Origin of the sequence: Volucribacter psittacicida (assembly GCF_004339025.1) — a bacterium.
Lineage (GTDB): Bacteria > Pseudomonadota > Gammaproteobacteria > Enterobacterales > Pasteurellaceae > Volucribacter > Volucribacter psittacicida.
Map to the genome: position 1 here is coordinate 513,637 of NZ_SMFT01000001.1, position 23,882 is coordinate 537,518.

General features: G+C 39.5%; 19 protein-coding genes. 15 read left to right on the plus strand and 4 right to left on the minus strand.

The features are described from left to right. The first annotated feature begins 108 nt into the window (after window positions 1-108). Genes EV694_RS02360 through EV694_RS02390 form a run of 7 tightly spaced genes read left to right on the plus strand, consistent with a single transcriptional unit; the run spans window position 109 to window position 7,014 of the window. Window positions 109-501 carry a helix-turn-helix domain-containing protein gene (locus EV694_RS02360; RefSeq protein WP_132688732.1) on the plus strand — a complete coding sequence of 131 codons (393 nt, stop codon included), beginning with the start codon at window positions 109-111 and terminating at the stop codon, window positions 499-501. Between the two features lie 11 nt (window positions 502-512). Next, window positions 513-2,813 (plus strand): MMPL family transporter, encoded by a 2,301-nt coding sequence (locus EV694_RS02365; RefSeq protein ID WP_132688734.1) that lies wholly within the window; start codon window positions 513-515, stop codon window positions 2,811-2,813. A 58-nt stretch (window positions 2,814-2,871) separates the two neighbouring features. Then, a complete protein-coding gene (locus EV694_RS02370; protein ID WP_243645951.1) occupies window positions 2,872-3,360 on the plus strand; it encodes a hypothetical protein in 489 nt (162 codons plus the stop codon). Between the two features lie 8 nt (window positions 3,361-3,368). After that, window positions 3,369-4,586 (plus strand): beta-ketoacyl-ACP synthase, encoded by a 1,218-nt coding sequence (locus tag EV694_RS02375; protein ID WP_132688737.1) that lies wholly within the window; start codon window positions 3,369-3,371, stop codon window positions 4,584-4,586. Further along, complete coding sequence (locus EV694_RS02380; protein ID WP_132688740.1) at window positions 4,583-5,050, plus strand: hotdog family protein; 468 nt, start codon at window positions 4,583-4,585, stop codon at window positions 5,048-5,050. Before EV694_RS02375 ends, EV694_RS02380 begins: the two co-directional genes overlap by 4 nt. Continuing rightward, window positions 5,043-5,771: a 3-oxoacyl-ACP reductase FabG gene (fabG, locus tag EV694_RS02385; protein ID WP_132688742.1), complete on the plus strand. Its 729-nt coding sequence runs from the start codon at window positions 5,043-5,045 to the stop codon at window positions 5,769-5,771. The genes EV694_RS02380 and fabG overlap by 8 nt, the downstream gene beginning before the upstream one ends. Window positions 5,772-5,781: 10 nt before the next feature. Next, on the plus strand, window positions 5,782-7,014 hold the full coding sequence (locus EV694_RS02390) for a beta-ketoacyl-ACP synthase (protein ID WP_132688744.1): 1,233 nt from the start codon (window positions 5,782-5,784) through the stop codon (window positions 7,012-7,014). 37 nt (window positions 7,015-7,051) lie between these two features. Here EV694_RS02390 and EV694_RS02395 read toward each other — a convergent pair whose 3' ends face one another. Both EV694_RS02395 and mpl read right to left on the minus strand, forming a co-directional pair. Next, window positions 7,052-8,854, minus strand: coding sequence for a monovalent cation:proton antiporter-2 (CPA2) family protein (locus tag EV694_RS02395; protein ID WP_132688746.1), 1,803 nt, complete (start codon window positions 8,852-8,854; stop codon window positions 7,052-7,054). 44 nt (window positions 8,855-8,898) lie between these two features. Next, window positions 8,899-10,269: a UDP-N-acetylmuramate:L-alanyl-gamma-D-glutamyl-meso-diaminopimelate ligase gene (mpl, locus tag EV694_RS02400; RefSeq protein WP_132688748.1), complete on the minus strand. Its 1,371-nt coding sequence runs from the start codon at window positions 10,267-10,269 to the stop codon at window positions 8,899-8,901. 187 nt (window positions 10,270-10,456) lie between these two features. On the opposite strand from mpl, the gene fbp reads away from it, so the two are divergent. After that, window positions 10,457-11,464: a class 1 fructose-bisphosphatase gene (fbp, locus tag EV694_RS02405; protein ID WP_132688750.1), complete on the plus strand. Its 1,008-nt coding sequence runs from the start codon at window positions 10,457-10,459 to the stop codon at window positions 11,462-11,464. A gap of 53 nt (window positions 11,465-11,517) precedes the next feature. Here the strand turns inward: fbp and EV694_RS02410 are convergent, their stop codons facing one another. Then, window positions 11,518-11,979 carry an outer membrane lipoprotein gene (locus EV694_RS02410; protein ID WP_132688752.1) on the minus strand — a complete coding sequence of 154 codons (462 nt, stop codon included), beginning with the start codon at window positions 11,977-11,979 and terminating at the stop codon, window positions 11,518-11,520. 2 nt (window positions 11,980-11,981) lie between these two features. Next, complete coding sequence (locus EV694_RS02415) at window positions 11,982-12,569, minus strand: VOC family protein (protein ID WP_132688754.1); 588 nt, start codon at window positions 12,567-12,569, stop codon at window positions 11,982-11,984. Between the two features lie 90 nt (window positions 12,570-12,659). Between EV694_RS02415 and argS the strand changes: the two genes are divergently transcribed. From argS to nrdA, 7 genes are all read left to right on the plus strand, one after another. Further along, window positions 12,660-14,393, plus strand: coding sequence for an arginine--tRNA ligase (argS, locus tag EV694_RS02420; protein WP_132689200.1), 1,734 nt, complete (start codon window positions 12,660-12,662; stop codon window positions 14,391-14,393). Between the two features lie 130 nt (window positions 14,394-14,523). Then, window positions 14,524-15,150: a 23S rRNA (uridine(2552)-2'-O)-methyltransferase RlmE gene (gene rlmE / locus EV694_RS02425; protein WP_132688756.1), complete on the plus strand. Its 627-nt coding sequence runs from the start codon at window positions 14,524-14,526 to the stop codon at window positions 15,148-15,150. A gap of 65 nt (window positions 15,151-15,215) precedes the next feature. Next, on the plus strand, window positions 15,216-17,120 hold the full coding sequence (ftsH, locus tag EV694_RS02430) for an ATP-dependent zinc metalloprotease FtsH (RefSeq protein ID WP_132689202.1): 1,905 nt from the start codon (window positions 15,216-15,218) through the stop codon (window positions 17,118-17,120). A gap of 128 nt (window positions 17,121-17,248) precedes the next feature. Continuing rightward, window positions 17,249-18,079: a dihydropteroate synthase gene (folP, locus tag EV694_RS02435; RefSeq protein WP_132688758.1), complete on the plus strand. Its 831-nt coding sequence runs from the start codon at window positions 17,249-17,251 to the stop codon at window positions 18,077-18,079. A 23-nt stretch (window positions 18,080-18,102) separates the two neighbouring features. Then, window positions 18,103-19,440, plus strand: a complete 1,338-nt coding sequence (glmM, locus tag EV694_RS02440; RefSeq protein WP_132688760.1) for a phosphoglucosamine mutase — start codon at window positions 18,103-18,105, stop codon at window positions 19,438-19,440. 205 nt (window positions 19,441-19,645) lie between these two features. Beyond that, window positions 19,646-21,019 carry a DegQ family serine endoprotease gene (locus tag EV694_RS02445; RefSeq protein WP_132688762.1) on the plus strand — a complete coding sequence of 458 codons (1,374 nt, stop codon included), beginning with the start codon at window positions 19,646-19,648 and terminating at the stop codon, window positions 21,017-21,019. A 350-nt stretch (window positions 21,020-21,369) separates the two neighbouring features. After that, entirely contained in the window at window positions 21,370-23,643 is a 2,274-nt protein-coding gene (gene nrdA / locus EV694_RS02450) for a class 1a ribonucleoside-diphosphate reductase subunit alpha (protein WP_132688764.1), read from the plus strand. The last annotated feature ends 239 nt before the right edge of the window (window positions 23,644-23,882 follow it).

Below are 23,882 nucleotides of genomic sequence, written 5' to 3' on the forward strand. Positions count from 1 at the left end.
AAATAACCGCAAAGAATTATAATCTATGAAAATTGCTTTTATCCAGTAACTAAGAGCGCAAAAACCAACCGAATTTTACCTGAAAAAAACGCTAGAAGTGAGACTATCATGAATATTAATGAAAAAATCAAAACATTGCGTAAAGTGCACCACTTAACCCAAGAAGATATGGCTAATAAAATGGGAATGTCTGTAAGTGGCTATGCCAAAATTGAGCGTGGCGAAACCCTATTACAATTAGATAGGTTAGAAAAAATTGCGCATATCTTTAATATGGATATTATTGAATTAATGAATACGAATGAAAAAAGTATTATTTTCCAATTAAATGAAAACAGTAATTATAATAGCGCCAATTATTATGGTAATAGTGAAGACATTGCAAATGAATGTGAGAAATTAAAACTTATGCTACAACATAAAGAAGAATTACTAAAACAAAAAGAACAAGAACTACAAACACTTAAAGATATTATTACTTTGTTAAAACAACAGAATTAGAAAATAAAATAATGTCAAAACATACCGCACTTCGCTGTTTATATTCTATTTTTTTACTGATTAATTTAGGCTTATTGGCTTTATTTATTTTTCAAGGAAATTGGTTACAAACTGATCTGCAAGCTGTTTTACCTCAGGATAAAACTTGGTCAAGAATACAACAACTTGCGGATAAACAACAAGAAGCGAAGTTAAATCGTCAAGTCATTGCATTGATTGGTGGTATTAATGATGAACAACAAGTATTACATTTAATAGAACAAATTAGCCAACAATGGCAACAATCGGGTTTATTCAGTCAGGTCAATGGTATTTATCAACCTAATATTGAGCAATTACAGCAACAAGCAAAAGAGTTAGCTATTGCAACTTTACCTGTACAAATACGTCAACAGTTACAAAACGATCCTGCTCAATATTTTAATGAATATGCTCAACGGCTCGCTAACCCCTTTGCGGGTTATTCATTACTCCCATTAAGTCAGGATTGGTTGGGTTTTAGCCAGTTTGTCTTGCAACAATCGCAAGGGCAATCTCCTGTCCAATGGAATCCAACTTCGGGCTTATTGTATGTAATGCAAGAAAATAAGCTATGGGGTTTACTAAGAGCAGAGCTGACAAACAGCAACAGTATCAATCCGCCTATTGAGTTATTATCTTTGCTTGAATCTTCTGAACATCTAGCACAACAGCAACAGGCACAACTGCTCGCTACGGGAGCAATGCTATTTTCCGCTCAAGCTAAACTGCAAGCCGAACAGGAAAGTCAGTGGCTTAGTTTATTAGGTATAAGTTTAACCCTATTCTTATTGCTAGGCGTTTTTCGTCATTGGCGAGTGCTTTGGTTATTTTTACCTATTTTCGCAGGGTTATTAATCGGTACCGTCTGCACCATTATGCTCTTCGGGCAAATTCACTTACTTACCCTCGTCATTGGTACAAGTTTAATTGGATTATTACTTGATTACCCTGTTCACTGGCTCGCCTCCGCACTGGGTAATCGCCACTGGCAAGCCGAACATACGATGAAAAACTTGCGTTTTACTTTTATGCTAAGTTTATTAGTTACCTTATTAGGTTATATCACATTAGGATTTACCCATTTGCCTATTTTACAACAAACCGCTCTCTTTTCTTCGGTCGCATTAGTCATTGCTATTTTTACTACCCTCTGGTTACTTCCTGACCATTTTCGCCATTATTCTGCCCCCGCTCAACCTTTATTATTTTTCCCAACCAAACAAGTGCGGTGGTTTTTATCATTGTTTTTTTCTTGCCGTTTTTATCCAGTTAAAATTTTGGTAATGCTAGTATTTATAGTAGGCGGACTAAACCAAACACAATGGCAAGATAATATTCGCCAATGGGTCAATTTATCTCCTCAATTACTTGCACAAGCCCAACAAATAAGAAAATTAACAGAAATCAATTTGAGCCAACAATATTTGCTATTAATTGCAGAAAATGATCAGCAATTATTAACTAAAGATGCTCTTTTAACTGAACAATTAACCCAACTTCAACAACAAGGAAAGCTCAAACATTTTCAATCCTTAAGTCAATGGTTTATTTCCGAATCACAACAAAAAGCGGTTATCCAGCAATTACAACAACTTACCCCTAAAGACTATCAAATTCTCTCTGTCTTAAATATTCCCCTTGATGCCATAAGTCAATCTATTCAACAGCTTGCACAACAGCCAACCATTTCCTTATCCTCTGCTTTAGCCACTAATTTCGGGCAGGCTTGGCAACATTTATATTTAGGGGAAATTGCTCCTCATCAAGTTGCAGCAATAATTAAAATAGAGAATGGTCAAGATCTTGCTTATTTGGCAAATCAACAAGATATTTTTTGGCAAGATAAAGCAAACCATATTAGTGAAATCTTTCAAATCACACGCAATCAAGCGGCTTGGTTAAAAATTATTTCCCTCGCATTAGCCAGTCTATTACTGGGTTACTTGTTTGGCATTAAACAAACAATAAAAATGCTAAGCGTGCCAATCTTCGCTATAATAGGCACTCTCGCCACCCTTGGTTGGCTACATTTACCAGTAAGTTTATTTGCAATGTTTGGATTATTACTCGTTTCTGCCATTACCCTTGATTATACGGTCTATCTACAAACCGCAAAAGAACCTTTATTCAATAAAAAAATTGCAGTAACATTGGCAGCGACAACAACCTTTATCTCTTTTGCCTTATTAGCAACAAGCTCTACCCCAGTGGTGGCTAGCTTTGGTTTAACCGTAAGCCTTGGCATTATTTTTGGAATAATATTGACATTTATTTTGTGGCAGAAAAAATAAAGTGCGGTGGATTTTGCAAAAGTTTTATCGATACTTTACATCATAATTAAGGGGAGTTATGCGTACAATAAACTACTTTTTATTTCTTCTCAGCTTGATCTTAATGGGTTGTCAGGGTTTACCTCCTGTGGCAAATTTACCCTCACAACCGCAACAAATGTACTTATTCAAAGTAGAACAACTTGATCAATATAATCAAATTACACAAACTAGCTTATTAACGTTGCAAATTGAGCCTGAGCAATGGCGTTGGATTATGAGCGATCCATTAGGCACACCTTTAGCCCGTTTACGCCTAACTACAGCAGGTTGGCAAAATGATGGCTTTGCTCCACCCAATACGCAAGCTAAATGGTTATTTTCTGCATTGGCAACTGCTTTAAATCCACATAATCCGCCTTTTATTTTACCTGATATGCAATTTCAAGGAACATATCAACAATTTCAAATTGAACAAAAAGCAATGTGGAAAATTGAAGCTCAACCGCCTAAATACCAGCTTTTCTTAGCAGATCAAAGTATTTGGCATATAGAAAGATTAAAGTAGAGGAAACAGTGAAAGTATTTTTAAACAAACCTGCCATATTAAGTAGTTTAGGCGAAGGCATTGCACAGCATATTCAATGGTTACTTAGCCACCGTTCCTCGCCTATTACTTTATCGAATACCCCTTTTCGCCGTTATCAACTAAACGGAAAATCAGGTATGTTTGGCGAAGTAAACTCGCCACTGCGTGCTTTTGACAACCAATTATCCCCCCTCCATCGTAGCCGTAACAATCAATTATTATGGCATTGCCTAGCACAAATTGAAGATCAAATTGACGATGTCATAAACCAATTTGGTCAAGCCAGAGTAGCGGTAGTTATTGGTTCATCAACCACTGGGGTGGATGAAAATATTGACGTATTCAAAGCAGGGGCAATGTCTAATGATTGGTCAACACCTAGCTTTAAACAACAACAGCAATATTTTTCTGCCCCTGCGGATTTTGTTGCCGCTCAATATGGTTTAACAGGCTTATGTTATAGTGTTTCTACTGCTTGTACTTCTGGAGCAAAAGCCTTAATGACCGCAGCACGATTACTCAAAAATGATCTCTGTGATGCGGTTATTTGTGGTGGTGTAGACAGCCTATCGCCCTTGACAATCAGTGGGTTTGCCTCATTGTCTGTTCTCTCAGCTCAACAAACTAATCCTTTTTCTATTAACCGAGCAGGGATTAATCTCGGTGAAGGCTCAGCAATCTTTGTCATGACCAAAGAACCCTTACAAAATGATGCCATTGAATTATTAGGTTATGGGGCAAGTAGTGATGCCTATCATATGTCCTCACCACACCCTGAGGGCGAAGGTGCAATAGCTGCTATGCAACAAGCATTAGCCAATGCACAATTATCAGCAGAACAAATTGGTTGGGTCAACTTACATGGCACAGGCACATTACATAATGACAAAATGGAAAGCCTTGCAGTTGCCAAGGTACTAGGGACTGAAGTGCCTTGTACATCAACCAAGCCTTATACAGGACATACCCTCGCCGCGGCAGGCGCTATTGAAGCTGCAATATTATGGGGAATAATTAGCCAACAATACAATCCTCAAGGACAGATCCCTGCTCAATTATGGGATAAACAGCGAGATCCTGAACTACCTGCGATTAACTTGACTGATCATCATCAATACTGGGCAAATTCCCCTCGCATAGGTTTAAGTAATTCTTTTGCTTTCGGTGGCAATAATGCCGTATTAATTTTGGGGGAATCAGTATGATAGATTTAACTTGCCCTATTACACATATTGCTCCACTTATTCCCCATAGTGGCGAAATGATTTTATTAGATCGTATTCTTGATTTTAGTGAGGATCATCTTATTGCCGAAGCTGAAATTCGTCCAGATCATATCTTACTCAAAAATAATCAACTTACCGCATTAGCTGGCGCAGAAATTATGGCACAAGGTATTGCTGCTTGGGGTGGTTGTAAAGCAATTTTGGCTAACCGCCCTATTGGACTTGGTTTTTGGTTAGGTTCACGCAAATTAACCTTACATCGTGATTACATTGCCATAGGCACATTACTCAAAATTCAGATTAAAATGTCTATTGAAGACAGCACAGGTTTTGGTGTATTTGACTGCCAATTAATCGATCAAAGCAATGATGAAGTGATTATTGAGGGCATACTTAATGTACTTAGCCCTCCGCAACCAGAGAGAGAAACACAAAATGACTAAAACAGTGCTTATCACGGGATCAAATCGTGGTATTGGTAAAGCCATTGCCTTACAATTAGCCCGTTCAGGTTTTGATATTGTTGTTCATTGCCGTCAAGGCACACAACAGGCTCAAGCAGTTATTGAGCAAATCAAAGCATTAGGGCAACAAGCAAGATTATTACAATTTGATGTGAGTGATCGTCAAGATACTGCCAATAAACTCAATGAAGATATTGAACAATACGGTGCCTATTATGGCGTAGTACTGAATGCAGGATTAACTCGGGATAATGCCTTTCCTGCTTTGAGCGACAATGATTGGGATAGTGTATTACGTACCAATTTAGACGGCTTTTATCATGTTTTACATCCTATTATTATGCCAATGATTAGACGACGTAAAGCTGGTAGAATTGTGTGTATTACCTCAGTATCTGGCTTAATCGGTAATCGTGGGCAGGTCAATTATAGTGCCTCCAAAGCAGGGATTATTGGAGCAGCAAAAGCATTGGCGGTTGAGTTAGCTAAACGCAAAATTACGGTAAACTGTGTTGCGCCAGGATTAATTGATACCGATATTATTGATGAAAATGTCCCTGTGGAAGAGATTCTTAAAACAATCCCAATGCAACGCATGGGTAGCCCAGAAGAGGTTGCACATACGGTGGATTTTCTTATGCACGAGAATGCCGCCTACATTACTCGCCAAATCATCTCCGTTAATGGCGGTTTATGCTAAGGAATAAAAAATGAAACGTGTAGTCATTACAGGTATTGGCGGTATTACCGCCTTTGGTAATCATTGGCAAAGCATTAAAACCGCTTTTCAAGCCAAGAAAAATGCAGTAAAAGCCATGCAATGGGATAATTTACCCGAGCTTGAAGCAAAACTTGCCGCCCCAATCTCCAATTATCAACCACCAACACATTGGACACGCAAACAATTACGCAGTATGGGAAAGGTTTCACAACTTTGTGTTGATGCAGCAGAACGTGCGTTACAACAGGCTGGTTTGTGGATTGATAATCATATAGATCCACAATTATGCGATGGCAGAATGGGGGTTGCTTGTGGTTCATCTACAGGAAGCACACAGGACACCAGAGATGTAGGCCTAATGATGTCCGGTTTAGACAATAACTTTAATGCCAATACCTATATCCGTATGATGCCACATACCACTGCGGCTAATCTAGGTATTTTTTTCGGCTTAACAGGAAGAATTATTCCTACCTCAAGTGCTTGTTCATCAGGCAGTCAGGGGATTGGTTATGCCTATGAAGCCATTAAATATGGTCTTATCCCAATGATGTTAGCTGGTGGCGGTGAAGAGTTTTGTCCCTCAGAAGTTTATGTTTTTGACTCATTATATGCCGCCAGTCGCAATAATAATCACCCAAACCAAACACCACGTCCCTATGACCGAGATCGTGATGGCTTAGTGATTGGTGAAGGAGCTTGTATGTTTGTCTTAGAAGAGCTAGAACACGCTCTAGCAAGGAATGCCCCTATTATTGCAGAAATTGTTGGCTATGGAGCAAATAGCGATGGAGCCCATGTTACACGCCCACAAAAAGAAACCATGCAAACCTGTATGGCGCTTGCCCTAAAAGACGCTGACTTAACCCACTCACAAATAGGCTATGTCAATGGTCATGGTACTGCCACAGAACAAGGCGATATTGCCGAAACCTTAGCGACTGAAGCGTTATTTGGCAAAATAGCCATTAGCTCGCAAAAAAGTTATTTAGGTCATACCCTTGGTGCTTGCGGTGCATTAGAATCTTGGTTTTCCATTGAAATGATGCGAGATAATTGGTTTGCACCAACATTGAATCTTGATAATATTGATCCTCGTTGCGGGCAACTGGATTATATTCAATATGAAGGACGAACCATTTATACCGATTATGTTATGAACAATAACTTTGCTTTTGGTGGGGTAAATACTTCATTAATTTTTAAACGCTGGCAAGGCTAACTTTTTGCACACAGGCTACTACCTGTGTGCTTTTCACTTATTCCCTATTCATAATCTGCTGAATTTCAAGGGTAGTATGCTGATCTGCTTCTAACGCAATCTTTAATAATTCCTCATTTTCAAAAGCAGAAAGTTTAGGATCATAGGCTTCAGCCATTAATTTAATACTATGACGATCACGATAAAAATAAGTGCGTCCAATTTCATTTACCATTTCTGCGTCCATACCCAATGCACGCAAGGCTTTTTTACCTAATCTTACCGAAGAATCAAAGGTTTCTCGCACTTGAATATCTGCTCCAGCATTATATAAATCAAATACATGACGGCGATCATAAGCACGTGCCAAGATTTTTATTTGTGGATTTAACTGACGAGCTTGGCGGACAATTTGTAGAGCTTTATGTTTATCATCTAGTGCCACAATTAATAACCCCGCTTGATCAATCCCTGCCGCTTTTAATAATTCCGCTCTAGTAGCATCACCATAATAGGTTTTTACCCCTAATTTTTTCATACCTTTAATTAAGGTGGGATCTTGATCGATCACCGTTGGTTTATGCCCTGTCATCACCAATAAATGATGAACAATTTGTCCAACTCGCCCAATACCAATCAAAATAATCGGATTTTGTTCATCAATTGGATCATCTTCTGGTTGTGGAGCATTTTGGCTCAGTTGTGGCAAGATAAATTTCTTATAAATAACCATAACTAGAGGAGTGAATAACATAGATAACACCACAATAGCGGTAACATTCGCTTGGGTATTTGCATCAATTACCGCATAATTGGCGGCAGCCGTAAATAACACAAAAGCAAATTCGCCACCTTGTGCCATCATAATGGCACGATCTAATGCCTCAAGATGATTTTGTTTGGTTAAACGAGCTACCACATAAATACCTATTCCTTTCACTAACATAAAGGCAATAACGGCAGAAATAATCAGTAGCCAGTTTTGCAAGACTACCGAGAAATTTAACGACATTCCCACCGCAAGGAAAAATAGCCCAAGTAACAAGCCACGAAAGGGTTCAACATCCGCCTCAAGTTGATGACGGAAACTAGATTCAGATAATAATACTCCAGCAACAAAGGCTCCCATTGCCATAGAAAGCCCCGCCTCCTCCATTAATAAGGCTGCCCCTAAGACCACCAATAACGCTGCCGCAGTCATCACTTCTCGAGATTTGGTTTTCGCCAATATTCTAAACAATGGATTTAATAGCCATAAACCTGCTACCACCAACAATAATAACGCTCCACCCGCAATGCTTAGAGATAGCCATAAAGGTTGGCTTGAGGCAACTTTTTCTGGAGCGAGAAATGCCACAAAGGCTAATAAAGGCACAATTAATAAGTCTTCAAATAATAAAATAGACACAATTTTTTGCCCTGATGGTGTGGTAATGCTACCACGATCGCTTAATTCTTGAATCACAATGGCAGTGGAAGTCAACACAAAACCTGCCGCCGCAATAAATGCCACTTGCCAGCTTACACCATAAGCAATGGCAACGGCCATTAATGCCCCAATACAGGTAAAAATTTGTAATGCACCTAAACAAAAGATATGACGGCGTAACCCCCAAATATGTGAAGGATTCATTTCTAACCCAATCACAAATAGAAAAATCACCACACCCAATTCGGCGATACTGATCATTCCCTCGGGATCGGTAAATAATCCCAAACCAAAAGGCCCAATAATAATGCCTGCGGCTAAATAACCAAGAATTGCCCCTAATCCAAATTTTTTAAATAAAGGTACAGCAATAACTGCCGCCGCTAATAGCGTTACCACACTAACTAAGGGATTTGCAACATCACTCACCATAATCTACGCTCTTTATATTTATTTTGTTCATCAAAATTGCTAAATTAGCCTTGTGCCAATTTTGCTAATAACTTTTGGTGAATCCCACCAAAACTACCATTACTCATAATTAAAATATGATCGCTAGGTTGAGCTTCCTGTGCAATAAAATCTACCAATAAATCTAAATCAGCACTCCATTTTACCGGCTGGATACAATGTTTAGCGATATCCACCACGTCCCAAGGGATATGCTCTGGTTGTAGCAGAAAAACATAATCCGCTCTGACTAAAGCAGGTGCGATATCTTCCTTATGTACTCCCATTTTCATGGTGTTTGACCTTGGTTCTAATACCGCTAGAATACGTACACCGCCACCGACTTTATCACGAAGTGCGGTCAATGTTGCAAGAATTTCGGCAGGATGGTGCGCAAAATCGTCATAAACCGTAATGCCATTTACTTGCCCTTTCACTTCCAAACGACGATTTGCATTCACAAAGGAACCTAATGCCATACAAGCCTGCTCAATATCAATACCAATATGATGTGCCGCAGCGATTGCCATTAAAGCATTATGCATATTATGTTGCCCCACGATTGACCAATTTACCTCCGCCACTGCTCGCCCTTGGTGAAACACCTGAAATTGTTGGCAATCATTACTTATCCGCTCCGCATACCAATCCTGTTCTTTCCCCACAAATTGCTGTTGCGACCAACAGCCCATTGATAAGGTTTCTTGGACAGACTGTTCTTGGGCATGAGATAAAATCAAGCCTGTTGCAGGCATAATACGAATCATATGATGAAATTGACGTTGAATGGCGGATAAATCGTCAAAAATATCCGCATGATCAAAACCAAGATTATTAATAATCAAGGTACGAGGATTATAATGCACAAATTTGGAACGCTTATCAAAAAACGCCGTATCATATTCATCGGCTTCAATCACAAAATAAGGACTATCGGCACTAAAACGAGCGGATACACCAAAATTCCCTGCAATCCCGCCAATTAAAAATCCCGGTTTTTTCCCTGTTTGCTCCAAAATCCAAGTTAGAATTCCTGTGGTTGTGGTTTTACCATGAGTACCCGAAACAGCCAACACCCAACGATCTCGCAATAAATTATCATGTAACCATTGTGGTCCCGAGGTATAAGGAACGTTATGTTCAAGAATATATTCGACACAAGGATTACCACGTTTCATTGCATTACCTACAATGACCATATCTGGCATAGGATCTAATTGTGATACCTCAAAGTGCGGTATGATTTCAATATTATTTTTTGCCAAAAAAGTACTCATTGGCGGATAAACATTGGTATCGGAGCCTGTTACATGATAGCCCATTTGCTTAGCAATAATGGCAACACCGCCCATAAAAGTCCCACAGATACCCAAAATATGGATATGTTTTTTTGTCATAACTTGTCCTAAATTCATACAAATATTAAATAAAAATATGGGCGAGATCACATTCTAGACAATCTATTTCACTGATAGCTTATCGCCTCTTTATCCGCTTGCTATAATAATCCAACTTATTCTTTCAGTAAATCCATAGTATGGCTTTTTACTATGGCTTAATTAATTGTTACTTAAAGGCGAAAAAATGAAAACTCTCGGTGAATTTATTGTAGAAAAACAAGCAGAATACCCCCATGCCAAAGGTGAACTTAGTGGTATTCTTTCCTCTATTCGATTAGTGGCAAAAGTTATCCATCGTGATATTAATAAAGCGGGTTTAACCAATAATATTATTGGCAATGCCGATAGCGAAAATGTGCAAGGCGAAACGCAAATGAAATTAGATATTTTCGCCAACGAAACCTTCAAAAAAGCCCTAATGGCAAGGGAAGATGTCGCTGGCATTGCATCGGAAGAAGAGGAAAATTTTGTTGCCTTTGATAGCGAGCGAGGACGCAATGCAAAATATGTTATTCTTACCGACCCCCTAGACGGTTCTTCCAATATTGATGTCAATGTCGCTGTCGGCACCATTTTCTCCATTTATCGCCGTATCTCCCCCATTGGAAGCCCTGTAACCTTAGAGGATTTTATGCAACCCGGTCATCGCCAAGTGGCAGCGGGTTATGTGGTTTATGGTTCATCAACCATGTTAGTCTACACCACAGGTAACGGCGTAAATGGCTTTACCTACGATCCCTCCTTAGGTGTATTCTGCCTCTCCCACGAAAATATCAAAATTCCTGAACAAGGCAAAATCTACTCCATCAATGAAGGACAGTATTTAAAATTCCCTATGGGCGTAAAAAAATACATAAAATACTGCCAAGAAGAAGATAAAGCCACACAACGTCCTTATACTTCCCGCTACATCGGCTCCTTGGTATCTGACTTCCACCGTAATATGTTAAAAGGCGGCATTTATATCTACCCTAATGCCACCAACTACCCAAATGGGAAACTACGCTTACTATATGAAGGCAATCCAATGGCATTTCTCGCCGAACAAGCAGGTGGCCTAGCCACTGACGGTTTTCAACGCATTTTAGATATTCAACCCACCGAACTACACCAACGTGTCCCTCTATTTATCGGCTCAAAACAAATGGTCGAAACCGCACAGGAGTTTATGAGGGAGTTTTCTCACTCTTAAAATAATAAAATTTAGGGGCTAAAATTTAGCCCCTACCTAATTAAATCCCAGCCTTACAACGCCGACACATTTACCGTTGAACCGCCAACAATACGTACTTTACGACCAACGGTTAAGGTTGGGTCTTGTTTTTGGACAACTACAATTTCTTGTCCATTGTCCTTTCTAATTGTTAGCTCAAGGGCATCTACCTGTGAGGCTTTTTCTTCTACTTTGCTACCAATCACCGCACCTGCAATGGCGCCTACGGCTGTTGCGATTGCTTGCCCTGTTCCGCCGCCAATGGTTGAACCTGCAATGCCACCTAACGCACCACCACCAACGGTACCAATAATGCCTTGGTTATCTGCCTGTATTTTCACTGGGCGAACGCTTACAATGGTGCCATAGCTCACTGAACGTGTTTCTTTAGCCTGATTACCTTCATAAACGCTACCGCTATAAATATCGGTATTAGCACAACCCACAAGACTCACTGATGTAAGTACCGCTAATGCTAATGTCATTTTTTTCATAATTACACCTCAATAATTTGTTTAATATGATAAGGATGAACCTTAATACAGCAATGATTATCCGTATTATCTTTTAAACTTACTGCAACCGAAGGATTAGCTAATTGCTCTCCTTCTACTTTAGGCTCAGAAATTTTGACCTTTAATTGTGACGATTGGTTCCATAAAAATTGTTTTTCAACCCGCTCTAACCAATTAACTGTTGATTCTCTAGGCAAAAAAGGAAAAATGATTTCAATATGTTCCCAGCCTTGTTGCGGATATTGTTTATCCTTAGGATAAGGTAATTCAATAATGCTTACTTTTTGTTCCGCAAATAACAGCGGTTGCGTTAATTCAAACAGGACGATGGGACGCCCATTGACAAAATTTTTACTTAAAATCCGACCGCACTTTATTAGACTCTGTTGCCATTGTTGTGCATTTAATAAATGATTTACTCTTATGGCAAGATGATCGATTTCATATTGTGCTAAAACAATCTTTGCTTGTTGAGCTAGGTGATAAATTTTTTGCTCAAATTGCTGAAATCTCTCAAGATAATGGGGATTTTGTTCAAACAAGGGATGATTTTTATTTAAATTTGGCATTTTTTATCGGCTTCTCTTTTCTCTCACTTTAATCCTTAGTATCATAATCGCCATTTTATGATGTTTAATCAAATTAACAAAGGTATTGTTGTGAATATTCAAGCCATTCTATCAGACAAAATTACTCAAGCAATGATTAAAGCGGGGGCAGATCAATCCGCCGATGCTTTGGTTCGTCAATCCTCAAAGCCTCAATTTGGCGATTATCAAGCTAATGGCATTATGGCGGCAGCCAAAAAATTAGGTAAAAATCCTCGAGAGGTTGCGGAACAGGTTTTACAACAACTTGATTTATCTGATATTGCTGAAAAATTAGAGATTGCAGGTCCCGGCTTTATTAATATTTTCTTAGCCAATTCTTGGTTAGCTCATCAAGCACAACAAGCACTAGATAAAGACAACTTAGGCATTATTTGCGATGCTAAACAAACCATTGTGGTAGATTATTCTTCACCAAATGTGGCGAAAGAAATGCACGTTGGGCATTTGCGTTCAACCATTATTGGCGATTCTGTTGTTCGTGTTTTAGAGTTTTTAGGACATCATGTTATCCGTGCCAATCATGTGGGCGATTGGGGAACGCAATTTGGCATGTTAATTGCTTATTTAGAGAAAATGGAAAATGAGCAAGCCTCAGCGATGGAATTAGCTGATCTTGAAAGTTTTTATCGTGAAGCGAAAAAGCATTATGATGAGGATGCCGAATTTGCCGAGAAATCTCGTCAATATGTGGTAAAACTGCAAAGTGGCGATGCTTATTGTCGTGCTATGTGGCGTAAATTGGTGGATATTACGATGCAGCAAAACCAACATAACTACGATCGTTTAAATGTGACCTTAACCAGTAAAGATGTGATGGGCGAAAGCCTTTATAATCCAATGCTACCTGACATTGTGGCGGACTTAAAACAGCAGGGTTTGGCGGTTGAAGATGATGGTGCTTGGGTTGTCTATCTTGATGAATTTAAAAATAAAGAAGGCGAACCTATGGGCGTTATTGTCCAGAAAAAAGATGGGGGATTTCTTTATACCACCACCGATATTGCTGCCGCAAAATACCGTTATGAAACCTTAAAAGCGGATCGTGCTTTAGTGTTTTCGGATACAAGACAAAGTCAACATATGCAACAGGCTTGGCTAATTACCCGTAAAGCAGGCTATGTGCCTGACAGTTTTAGTCTTGAACATAAAAATTTTGGTATGATGCTGGGTAAAGATGGAAAGCCTTTTAAAACGCGTACGGGTGGCACAGTAAAACTCGCTGATTTACTTGATGAAGCCATAGAGCGCGCCTCCGTATTAATTAATGAAAAATCAACCAATCTCTCCGAACAAGAAAAACAAGCGGTTATTGAGGCGGTTGGTATTGGAGCAGTAAAATATGCCGATCTTTCTAAAAATCGTACCACTGATTATGTATTTGATTGGGATAATATGCTCAGTTTTGAGGGCAATACCGCCCCTTATATGCAATATGCCTATACCCGTATTCGTTCTATTTTCAATCGTAGTCAAATTTCAGAACAAGACTTACAACAAGGTAATATTTTACTCAATGAGGAAAAAGAACATTTATTAGCCCTTAAATTATTGCAATTTGAAGAAGCGGTACAAATGGTTGCTAAAGAGGGATCGCCACATATTTTATGTGCTTATTTGTATGAATTAGCAGGCATTTTTTCTTCATTCTATGAACATTGCCCAATTTTAAATAATTCCGATGAAAGGGTTAAAATCAGTCGTCTAAAACTGGCAGCATTAACGGAAAAAACCTTAAAATTCGGATTAGATTTATTAGGGATTAAAACCGTAGAAAAGATGTAGTCTGTTCTGTTTAAGAAAGCACGCTAAATGCGTGCTTTTAAATTAATTGTCAAAAATTTATCTCGTAGCCATTGAAATAAAGGTATAATGCCCCATATTTTTCAAACACAAAATAAGCAAATAAGAATTTATGGGCAGAAAACGTTCCGCAAGTTCTAGCCGTTGGCTAAATGAACACTTTAAAGATCCTTTTGTACAAAAAGCGCATAAGCAAAAATTACGCTCTCGTGCTTATTTCAAACTTGATGAAATTCAGCAAACGGATCGATTATTTAAACCCGGTATGACGGTGGTAGATTTAGGTGCTGCACCCGGAGGTTGGTCCCAATATGTGGTCACTCAAATTGGGGCTAAAGGGAGAGTTATCGCTTGTGATATTTTAGAAATGGATCCTATTGTTGGCGTGGATTTTTTACAAGGCGATTTTCGTGATGAAAATGTATTGAATGCACTATTAGAACGTGTAGGCGAAGATAAAGTGGATGTTGTCATGTCCGATATGGCGCCTAATTTTAGTGGTATGCCTGCTGTAGATATTCCACGAGCGATGTATTTAGTAGAGCTTGCACTTGATATGTGTCGCCAAGTATTAGCCCCCAAAGGCAGTTTTGTGGTGAAAGTGTTCCAAGGGGAAGGTTTTGATCAGTATTTGAAAGAAATCCGCTCTTTATTTAGCAACGTGAAAGTTCGCAAACCAGAAGCCTCACGAGGGCGTTCTCGTGAAGTATATATTGTGGCAACAGGTTATAAATTATAGTAATCTATGCTTATACAACCATCTTGATTAACTAAAACCAATAAATGAGGTCAACCTTGAACGATATTGTAAAAAATTTAATTCTCTGGACAGTTGTGGCGGTGATATTAATTACCGCATATCAGGGGTTTAACTCCAATGCCAATGGAGGAAACATTGATTATACAACTTTCGTTTCAGATGTGGGAAATAACCAAGTTAAAGAAGCACGCTTTAATGATAATGAAATTTTTGTTACTAAAACCGATGGTAGCAAATATATGACAGTAATGCCTTTACTTGACGAAAATATTTTAAATGATCTTTTAAATAAAAAAGTCAAAGTAGAGGGTACGCCACCAGAAAGACGAGGATTATTATCTCAGATCTTTATTTCTTGGTTCCCTATGCTGTTATTAATTGGAGTTTGGTTATTCTTTATGCGTCAAATGCAAGGCGGTGGCGGTAAAGCCATGAGCTTTGGTAAAAGCCGAGCCAGAATGATGACAAAAGAACAAATAAAAACGACTTTTGCTGATGTGGCAGGCTGTGATGAAGCCAAAGAAGAAGTCAGTGAAATTGTAGATTTCTTACGTGACCCAGGTAAATTCCAAAAATTAGGCGGTAAAATTCCTAAAGGTATTTTAATGGTCGGCCCACCAGGAACAGGGAAAACCTTAATTGCCAAAGCCATTGCTGGCGAGGCAAAAGTGCCATTTTTCACGATTTCTGGTTCTGACTTTGTGGAAATGTTTGTGGGCGTTGGGGCTTCTCGTGTGCGTGATATGTTTGAACAAGCCAAGAAAAATGCACCCTGCTTAATTTTTATTGATGAAATTGATGCCGTAGGTCGTCAACGTGGTGCTGGGCTTGGTGGCGGACATGATGAACGTGAACAAACCCTAAACCAAATGTTAGTGGAAATGGACGGCTTTGAGGGCAAAGAAGGTGTTATCGTTATCGCTGCTACTAACCGCCCAGATGTATTAGATCCGGCATTAACACGTCCAGGACGTTTTGACCGCCAAGTCGTTGTTGGTTTACCTGATGTGCGTGGGCGTGAACAAATTTTACGCGTACATATGCGTAAAGTGCCGATTGATCCTGCTGTTGACCCAATGGTGCTTGCTCGTGGTACACCGGGCTATTCTGGTGCAGATTTAGCGAATTTAGTTAATGAGGCTGCCCTTTTTGCCGCTCGTACCAATAAAAAAGTGGTGTCTATGCTTGAATTTGAAAAAGCAAAAGACAAAATCAATATGGGCCCAGAACGCCGTACCATGATGATGACGGAACAACAAAAAGAATCCACCGCTTATCACGAAGCGGGGCACGCTATTGTTGGCTATCTTGTTCCTGAACATGATCCTGTACATAAGGTAACCATTATTCCTCGTGGTCGTGCTTTAGGGGTAACCTTCTTCTTACCTGAAGGCGATCAAGTGAGCATGAGCCAAAAACAATTAGAAAGTAAACTTTCTACCCTTTATGCCGGTCGTTTAGCGGAAGAATTAATTTACGGCGAGGAAAATATTTCAACAGGGGCGTCTAATGATATTAAAGTCGCTACCAATATCGCTCGTAATATGGTGACACAATGGGGCTTTTCTGACAAATTGGGGCCTATTCTTTATTCAGAAGATGAGGGCGAAGTGTTCCTTGGACGTTCAATGGCAAAAGCCAAACATATGTCTGATGAAACTGCTCATACCATTGATGAGGAAGTACGTAAAATAGTTACCAGAAACTATGAACGCTCAAGACAGCTTTTAGTGGATAATATGGATATTTTACACGCAATGAAAGATGCGTTAATGAAATATGAAACCATTGAAGAAGAACAAATTGAGCAATTAATGAAACGTCAAGAGGTAACACCTCCTCCAGGTTGGGAAGAGCCGAAAAAGCAAACTCAGGCTGAAAATTCTGAAAATGCTAAGCCAAATAGCACAGAGGCTGAACCTGAAAACAACGATGATAATCACCAATAAAGCCTAAACAAAAAAGCCTTTTAGATTATAGTCGTTTCAATTTAAAGTGGGACGACTATAAAAGGCTTTTTTATTTCCCCATGCTCTTGTAGTATAATCGCCCCATTAAACCAGATAACACGATAATTATGATATTACAAGCAAGAGAAAAAACCTTAGATCTCACTACCCCCCAAATTATGGGAATTCTCAATTTTACCCCTGATTCTTTCTCTGATAGTGGGCAATTTTTTCAACTTGATAAAGCCCTCTATCACGCCGAAAAAATGCTCAACGCTGGAGCAAGTATTATTGATATTGGTGGCGAATCAACTCGCCCAATGGCAGAAGAAGTGAGTTTAGAGCAAGAACTCGAACGTGTAATTCCGTTGGTGGAAGCCATTCATCAACGCTTTGATTGCTGGATTTCTGTGGATACTTCAAAAGCGGAAGTGATGCAACAAGCGGCGGAAGTGGGTATGGATATGATCAATGATATTCGAGCCTTAAGCGAACCCAATGCGCTACACACAGCCGCTCAACTCAACTTACCCGTTTGCATTATGCATATGCAAGGTCAACCTCGCACCATGCAAACCGCTCCGCAATATAATGATGTTGTCCAAGAAGTGCGGTCATTTTTACAAAAAAAAATTGAGCAATGTTACCAAGCGGGTATTGCTCCTCAACATATCCTGATTGATCCGGGTTTTGGTTTTGGTAAAAATGTACAACATAACTATCAATTATTAGCCCATTTATCCGAATTCGCTGACTTAGGCTTTCCAGTATTAGTCGGCTTATCACGCAAATCTATGCTAGGTGCCATATTAAATAAACCCGTTGAGCAACGTTTGATCGCTAGTGTAACAGGAGCATTAATTGCTGCCCAAAATGGAGCAAAAATTCTACGGGTACATGATGTTGCTGAAACCGCAGATGCTTTGAAAATTTGGCAAGCAACCCAAGACTATCAATAATCTCATTTTTACAAGGAAATATTATGAAAGAACGTAAATATTTTGGTACAGACGGTATTCGTGGCAAAGTAGGCAACGCACCTATCACGCCAGATTTTGTCCTAAAATTAGGCTGGGCGGCAGGCAAAGTCTTAGCCACCCAAGGCACAGGACAAGTCTTAATTGGTAAAGATACCCGCATTTCTGGCTATATGTTGGAATCCGCCCTAGAAGCAGGCTTAGCCGCTGCTGGCTTATCCGCTGCCTTTGTTGGTCCAATGCCAACCCCAGCTATTGCTTACCTTACTCGCACGTTTCGAGCGGAAGCTGGCATTGTAATTTCCGCCTCGCATAATCCTTACTATGATAATGGCATCAAATTTTTCTCCACCCAAGGAACAAAATTGCCTGATGAATTAGAATCTGCCATTGAGGCAATGTTAGAACAACCTATGGATTGTGTGGACTCCGCTCAACTAGGGCGAGCAAGCCGAATTAATGATGCCGCAGGACGCTATATTGAATTTTGCAAAAGCACCTTTCCAGCTCATCTCAGCTTAGAGGGCTATAAAATTGTGGTGGATTGTGCCAATGGAGCAACTTACCATATTGCCCCTAATGTGATGCGAGAGTTAGGCGCTGAAGTGATTGAATTAGGCACCGCCCCTAATGGTATGAATATTAACGAAAAATGCGGTGCTACCGATATTCAAGCCTTACAACAAAAAGTACGAGAATGTAAAGCCGATGTGGGCGTTGCCTATGACGGCGATGGCGATCGCATTATTATGGTAGATCACCAAGGTAACAAAGTCGATGGCGACCAAATTTTATTTATTATTGCACGAGAAACCCTGAGAGCAGGCAAATTACAAGGTGGTGTGGTAGGTACCTTAATGAGCAATATGCGTTTAGAACTCGCCCTAAAAGAACTCGCCATTCCCTTTATTCGTGCCAAAGTGGGCGACCGCTATGTATTAGAAAAAATGCAAGAACAAGGCTGGGGACTTGGCGGTGAAAATTCTGGGCATATTATCATTGCCGATAAAAATACCACAGGCGACGGCATCATAGCTTCCCTTGCGGTATTACAAGCGATGGTAGAACAAAAATTGTCCCTACACGAACTCACTCAAGCCATTCAACTCTTTCCACAGGTGCTTATTAATGTGCGTTTCAGTGGCGAACATAATCCATTAGAACATGGGCAAGTTAAACAAATTAGCCAACAAATGGAACAACGCTTAGCCAATACAGGGCGCATATTATTACGCAAATCAGGCACCGAGCCTTTAATTCGTGTGATGGTAGAATGTGAAAACGGCGAACTCGCCCAAGACTGTGCCGAACAAATCGCCCAAGCGGTTAAAGCCTGTTGCTAATTAATTCATCATAAAAAGTGCGGTGGAAAATAAAAAATTTTTTAATTTTCTACCGCACTTTATCTATTAAAGCTCTTTCTCCTAAATTTGATTAAATTTTTTAAAAAAATCCGCCAATATGAACATTTCAACAATTTTCTTGTCTTAGTTATTGCGAACTTAATCGGCATTTTTGCCATATTATGTTAATCATTTAGGAAAAAATATGAAGAAAACACATTTAGTATTAAGTAGTATTGCTTTAGGATTAAGCGTTATTGCAACCCCAGTAATAAGTCAGGCAAGTATCCCTGTCCCTGTTCTCGGACAATTTGGACAAACCCCAACCCTTGCCCCAATGTTAGAAAAAGTGTTACCTGCGGTAGTTTCCATTTCTGTTGAAGGGCAACAAAAATCTAATCAACGCAGTAATATTCCTGAAGAGTTTCGCTTTTTCTTCGGTGATCAATTTGGCGACCGTTCGCCTCGCCAGTTTAAAGGCTTAGGTTCTGGTGTGATTATTGATGCGGACAAAGGTTATATTATTACTAATAACCATGTGATTGATGGCGCAGATAAAATTACCGTAAAACTAGAAGACGGGCGGGAATTCAAAGCAAAAGTTATCGGTACTGACAGTATGTCTGATGTCGCATTAATTCAAGTGGATAATCCGACCAATCTTACCGCCATTAAATTCGCTGATTCGGATAAATTAAAAGTCGGCGATTTTACAGTGGCTATTGGTAACCCTTTTGGTTTAGGACAAACCGTAACCTCAGGGATTGTTTCAGCCTTAGGGCGTTCAACAGGCATGGATTCTTCTGCCTATGAAAATTATATTCAAACCGATGCAGCGGTAAATCGTGGTAACTCAGGTGGCCCTCTGATCAATTTACAGGGAGAATTAATCGGTATCAATACAGCGATTATTTCGCCAAGTGGCGGTAATGCGGGTATTGCTTTTGCCATTCCAAGCAATATGGCACATAGCCTTGTACAACAAATTATTGAATTTGGTGAGGTACGCCGTGGTATGCTCGGTATTAAAGGTGGCGAGCTTAATGCTGATTTAGCGGAAGCCTTTAATGTTACCGCTAAACAAGGGGCTTTTGTCAGCGAAGTTATCAGTGGTTCCGCAGCAGAGAAAGCAGGCATCAAAGCTGGCGATGTGATCATTGGCTTTAATGGGCAACGTATTGGTAGTTTTGCAGAATTAAGAGCCAAAGTGGCAACCTCTGGTGCTGGTAAAGAAATTCGTTTAACCTATTTGCGTGATGGCAAAGAAAACGAAGTAAAAGTGGTTTTACAATCCGATGAACAAAATCAGGCATCAGCCACCAGCATTATCCCTGCCTTAGAAGGTGCAGAATTAAGCAACTATAATAGTAAAGGCATTAAAGGGGTAGAAATTAGCAAAGTGGCAAATGGTTCAATGGCTGAACGTCGTGGTTTGCGAGCAGGCGATGTGATTGTGGGCATTAACCGCAATCCTATAGAAAACATTGGGCAATTCCGTAAAATCCTTGACGGCAAACCCTCTGCCATTGCTTTAAATATCTTGCGTGATGGCACTAACTTTTATTTATTAGTGCAATAATCTCAATACCGCTCAAGGGCATTTTGCTCTGAGCGGTTCTTCTTTTCTATAGTCAGAATAAAGTATAGTTGTTTCAATTTAAACGACATACCGAAGACAGTACAAAGAGTACAGCAAGGCGTGCCAACGCCGTATGATTTTAAAATAAGACGAGCATAAAAAAGCATCGCACTTTATTTATCATACCCCAAATAAAATATTAACTCTAAGAATAAGTTAGTTAAAGTCAATATTCCCTCTCTAAATTTTATACTTGAATTTTCCTCTACAACCCATTATCTTGTTACCCCAATTTCTTTTAACCCCTATATCTAGTATTTTTTTCATCAAACACAAAAGGTCAAATAACAATGAATAAGGCATTAATGGTTACTAAACGTGATGGGCGACTTGAACCCATTAACTTGGATAAAATCCATCGAGTTATTACTTGGGCAGCTGAAGGCTTAGATAATGTTTCCGTATCGCAAGTAGAATTACGTTCCCATATCCAATTTTATGAAGGCATTCGCACCTCAGATATTCACGAAACCATTATTAAAGCTGCCGCAGATTTAATCAGTAAAGAAACGCCTGATTATCAATATTTAGCCGCTCGCTTAGCCATTTTTCATTTACGCAAAAAAGCCTATGGGCAATTTGAGCCACCACATTTATATGATCATGTGAAAAAATTAGTTCATTTAGGCAAATATGATCAAGCCTTATTAAAGGATTATAGCCCGGAGGAATGGGACGAAATGAACAGCTATCTTGATCATTGGCGTGATATGACCTTTTCCTATGCGGCAGTAAAACAATTAGAAGGCAAATACTTGGTGCAAAATCGTGTGACGGGAGAAATCTATGAGTCCGCACAATTTTTATATTTATTAGTCGCCGCTTGTTTATTTTCTCAATATCCGAAAGAAACACGTTTAGACTATGTTCGCCGTTTTTATGATGCCACTTCTACCTTTAAAATTTCCTTGCCAACCCCAATTATGGCGGGCGTACGCACTCCTACGCGTCAATTCAGCTCTTGTGTACTGATAGAATGTGACGATAGTCTTGACTCCATCAACGCCACCTCCGCTTCCATTGTGAAATATGTATCACAACGTGCCGGTATAGGTATAAATGCCGGAGCAATCCGTGCCTTAGGTAGCCCAATTCGTGATGGCGAGGCATTTCATACAGGTTGTATCCCTTTTTATAAACATTTCCAAACGGCGGTAAAATCCTGTTCACAAGGTGGCGTACGAGGCGGTGCGGCGACTGTTTACTTCCCTATTTGGCATCTTGAAGCGGAAAGTTTAATGGTATTAAAAAATAATCGTGGTGTGGAAGAAAACCGTGTCCGCCATATGGATTATGGGGTACAAATCAATAAAATGATGTATCAACGTTTAATCAAAGGCGGCAATATTACCCTATTTAGCCCTTCTGATGTCCCAGGATTATATGAAGCCTTTTTTGCGGATCAAGCTAAATTTGAGCAACTTTACCTACAATATGAACAAGATCCGCATATTCGTAAACGCCAAGTCAAAGCGGTGGAATTATTTTCGTTATTGATGCAAGAACGTGCCTCAACCGGCAGAATCTATATTCAAAATGTAGACCATTGTAACACCCACTCCCCTTTTGATCCTGCGGTTGCCCCAATACGTCAATCTAATTTATGCCTAGAAATCGCTTTACCCACTAAGCCACTAAACCATATTCACGATGAAAATGGCGAAATTGCACTCTGTACATTATCCGCCTTTAATTTAGGCAAAATAGAACAATTATCCGAATTGGAAGAACTCGCAGATTTAGCGGTACGAGCCTTAGATGCCCTACTAGACTATCAAGATTATCCGATTATTGCCGCCAAAAACGGCGCAATGGGACGACGTTCATTAGGCATTGGTGTTATCAACTACGCTTATTACCTCGCCAAAAACGGCGTGCGTTATTCTGATGGCTCCGCCAACGATCTAACACATCGCACCTTTGAAGCAATCCAATATTATTTGCTCAAAGCCTCAATGAACTTAGCTAAAGAATTAGGGCCTTGCGACTATTTTCAGCAAACCACCTATGCAAAAGGTATTCTTCCTATTGATACTTATAAAAAAGACATTGATAACCTTAGCCAAGAACCACTCCATTTGGATTGGGAAACCTTACGCCAACAAATCCAAACCTTTGGACTACGCAATTCAACATTAACCGCTCTTATGCCGTCAGAAACGTCATCACAAATATCCAATGCCACCAACGGTATTGAGCCACCACGAGGACATATCAGCATTAAAGCCTCCAAAGACGGTATTCTTAAACAGGTTGTGCCTGACTATGAACAACTAGGCGACAATTATGAATTACTATGGGATTTACCGAATAATGATGGTTATCTTCATTTGGTTGGCATTATGCAAAAATTTGTGGATCAAGCCATTTCCGCTAACACCAATTACGATCCAAAACGCTTTGACGGCGATAAAGTTCCAATGAAACGCTTATTAAGCGATTTATTAACCGCTTACAAATACGGTTTAAAAACCCTTTATTATCAAAACACCAGAGACGGTGCTGATGATGAGCAACAGGATCTTGCTGATGACGGCTGTGCTGGTGGCGCTTGTAAAATCTAAAGTGGTTATTTATTAAAAAAGAGCGGTTAAAAATAAGAAAATTTTTGACCGCTCTTTTATCATTTCTATTATGTTTAATACTATATTTATAGTGGATTTAATTTAAAATGAGGCGGAGCATACCAATGCTGTATTATTTTAAAGTGGGACGACTATATAATTAATTTTATTTAAATATTTACAGCAACATCTATCATTATTATACTTTTGTCAGCAATTCGTTATTTTGGATCATTTGC